This window comes from Aquimarina sp. RZ0, from assembly GCF_008370685.1.
GTDB lineage: Bacteria > Bacteroidota > Bacteroidia > Flavobacteriales > Flavobacteriaceae > Aquimarina.
Map to the genome: position 1 here is coordinate 1 of NZ_VTZU01000168.1, position 3,133 is coordinate 3,133.

Below are 3,133 nucleotides of genomic sequence, written 5' to 3' on the forward strand. Positions count from 1 at the left end.
ACTTTGAGTAAACAACAAGTGGATTCAATCCCCATAGAAGGTTAAAAAAAGAAAAAAAAACGCATAGTACAACAGCGGATTAAATCAAATTGCGCCTTTGGCTTAAATGATTTAATCCTATAATGTTATCGACAATTAGATGAATAGATATTTGATATTAATTTTATTGAGTTTATTCCTTGTTTCCTGTAAAAAAGAGACGAAAAAGGAACCTGTTGAAATTAAAAACAAAATAGAAGTTGTGGAAAAAAAATCTGTTCAAGAAAATAATCCTGAAATACCAATAAGAGAATTTTCTGATCCAATAAATTTAACGGAAATTAAAAATTTAGAATTCTTAACAACCACTTCGGGAGTTGTTCCACATTCTGAACTTGAATCTTTATGTAAACAAAATGAGGAAGGGTTTTATGGATTCTACCATTTGATAAATAAAAACAAAAAATATTGGATGATGGGATTGTTGACTGTATATGTAACTGATAAACCAGAGAGCTGGAAATTTAACTCAAAGAACGAAACATTATCTATGCTTGAATTAAAAACAGATGATATAAAAGTTTGGGATAGTATATCAATTGGAATTAGTCAAAGTAAATTGCTAGACTTTATTGGAACAAGTTTTCATTATAAAAAAGGTAGCACTTTATATGCTGAATTGGGTGAATATAAATCAAGTTTTACTATGTCTAAAGACACTGTTAGCGGAATTAAAATAGTAAAGTCCTGTAAAGAAAAAAGTCGATAACACTATATAACAAAACATAGCTGCCCTGCGGGTCAGCAACGTTTGTTATATTTAACGTTAGCAAACATTTGAGAAAAGAAATCATAAATACTTGGAATGGAGAAAAAGTGGAACTAAATATAAGTTCTGACGGATATTGCTTCTGCCCAGTTTGCGGAATAAAATCAGAAGACAAAAAATGGAGGCCTTATGATGAAAATGGTCATCCTTCCTATGATATCTGCTCTTGTGGATTTGAATATGGATTTGACGAAGGCGGAGAACCTCCTTATGAAAAAAGCTGGAGTAATTATAGAGAAAAATGGCTGAATAATGAAATAGAACAGCACTTCGGTAAAAAAATGACAAAATTGGAAAAACTTGTTCAGCTTAAAAATATCGAAATTGAATAATGGAATATATAATAATAACTATTTTAATAATTTTATTTGGAGTTTTTCTTTATTGGGCATATTTACCTGATTACAAAAGAAACCCTAAAGAATTTTGGCGCACTATAATTGGAATGCCGATTGGAATGTTACTTGGTGGAATTGGTTTTACTAATTTGAACGAACGAATAAAAAAATGGGCGACAAATAAAACTCAAAAAGAAAATACTGGAACGAAAAAAAAATAACGATTTGCTAACAACACCTATGCGATAATGCGGGGTTTGGGTTTAATCGAAAAGTCGTTGCTTATTTGGTTTGTCGCCAAAGTATTAAATTTAGTATTTTAGAAAATATAAAAACAAAACATAAACTTTGGCTAAGTGCTGAATCGAAAGTCAGTGATTTTCTGCTCCCGCACTACGCATAGCTAAACGTTGTGCAACATACCGAAAACCAATTATTTTATATAATATTTAAGAATGATTTTTGACAAATAATAATACGCTCTTTAAAATCTTGGTGAATTAAATAGTTGGGTTTATAGCTTAACTCAAGGAGTTATTGTTCAATTAATCTGTGATTCTATAATTAAAAAAATAAGTCATATGAGAAAAAGATTCAATAATATCGTAAAAGGTTTATCCTTTATTATAATTCCAGTAATTCTAATAACGTTACTTCTATTTGGTGGGCAGACCATCCCGAACAGCAGACTTGTCCAAACAGAAATTTCTTGAAAGCTCCAACATTTATGAAACCTAGGGACGGGTTAGAGGTTCGATTCCTCGGTCTGCTACTAATTTATAGGCTGTCTTTTCAGATAGCCTATTTATTTTAAAGAATACTCAATAAACTATACATAAGTGGACAAAGAAATAAAATTAGGAACGGAGGAATATTTAAAAGCTACACAGAAAACACTCGATAAAACTATTCGATTAATTGCTAAATCTGTAAACAAAGGATTAGCAAATACATCAGACGATGTATCAATGTCTTTTTCACTAATGATTGGTCCAATTCTGGACACAAGTAATTCTTTACTCGTTTTATCAACTCTAGGAAAAATGCGAGATTGCTACTCTTTATCTCGTATCATTTTTGACCACGTTTTGAACTTGGGATATTTCGGAGCAAAAGGAGAAGAAACAGTAAAAAAAGCATTAGAACACTATCACCAAAAAGCATTTCGCGATTTAGACAGAAAAATAGAGATAAAAGATTTAGCTTTTGGTATCGGATTAAAAGATATTGACAAAGCACCAATTTCTGATAAACTAAAAGAAGCTTTGAATTACTTCACCTCTAAAAAAGGGTTTGAAATTAGGTCTTGGACTGGAGATAACGTATTCAAAAAGATTGAAATCATTCGTGATTATTACGGAAAAGAAATCGGAATGATGTTAGTGATAAATCTGTTTTTCATTTACCGACACTCATCTGAAATTATGCACGGAACTTTATTCGGAAGTCTATTTGCACGTGGAATGACAAAACCCGAAATAGAGCAACCTAATGACGAAAAGGAATTAGAAGTATTCCATAGAACACGGATAAGTTTTGTTTTAATATGTTCAATTCTTTTAAATTATGTAACTTTTGATATTATCAATAAACATTACCCAAGGCAAAAGGAAATGGATGAGTTGTCTGAGTTGATTAAAGACTTTAGAATTACAATGTATGAATAAGTACGTTGCACAACAATATATATAGCAAATTGGGCGATTAGTGTTTAATCAAAAGGCCATTGTCTATTTCCAAAGTCGCCAAATCTTTTGATTTGGTATTAAACGAGAGAAATTAAAACAAAATACAAAAGATTTGGCTTTTGGCTAAACCGAAAATAATCGCTTATTTTCTGCCCAACTTGCCATATATTTAATGTTGAACTAAACCTTCGGTAACTTTTTTCTGCTGGATTTCGTAATTTAATAGAAATAATTAAAATCTATAACTTATGTATCAAAAAAAAGAGTTGAGTCTTGCTGTGAAAAAGCAAAAAGAACTG

The 3,133-nt window shown here is 30.7% G+C and carries 4 protein-coding genes; all 4 read left to right on the plus strand.

The annotated features are described in order from the left end of the window. Positions 1-139 precede the first annotated feature (139 nt). Positions 140-748: a hypothetical protein gene (locus F0000_RS26840; protein WP_149627776.1), complete on the plus strand. Its 609-nt coding sequence runs from the start codon at positions 140-142 to the stop codon at positions 746-748. A 68-nt stretch (positions 749-816) separates the two neighbouring features. Next, positions 817-1,140 carry a hypothetical protein gene (locus F0000_RS26845; RefSeq protein ID WP_149627777.1) on the plus strand — a complete coding sequence of 108 codons (324 nt, stop codon included), beginning with the start codon at positions 817-819 and terminating at the stop codon, positions 1,138-1,140. Continuing rightward, positions 1,140-1,367 (plus strand): hypothetical protein, encoded by a 228-nt coding sequence (locus F0000_RS26850; protein WP_149627778.1) that lies wholly within the window; start codon positions 1,140-1,142, stop codon positions 1,365-1,367. The genes F0000_RS26845 and F0000_RS26850 overlap by 1 nt, the downstream gene beginning before the upstream one ends. Before the next feature lie 618 nt (positions 1,368-1,985). Next, positions 1,986-2,813 carry a DUF5677 domain-containing protein gene (locus tag F0000_RS26855; protein WP_149627779.1) on the plus strand — a complete coding sequence of 276 codons (828 nt, stop codon included), beginning with the start codon at positions 1,986-1,988 and terminating at the stop codon, positions 2,811-2,813. The last annotated feature ends 320 nt before the right edge of the window (positions 2,814-3,133 follow it).

Coding starts and splice junctions, on each gene's coding strand:
- F0000_RS26850 (WP_149627778.1), top strand. CDS start 1,140: ATGGAATATATAATAATAACTATTTTAATAATTTTATTTGGAGTTTTT.
- F0000_RS26840 (WP_149627776.1), top strand. CDS start 140: ATGAATAGATATTTGATATTAATTTTATTGAGTTTATTCCTTGTTTCC.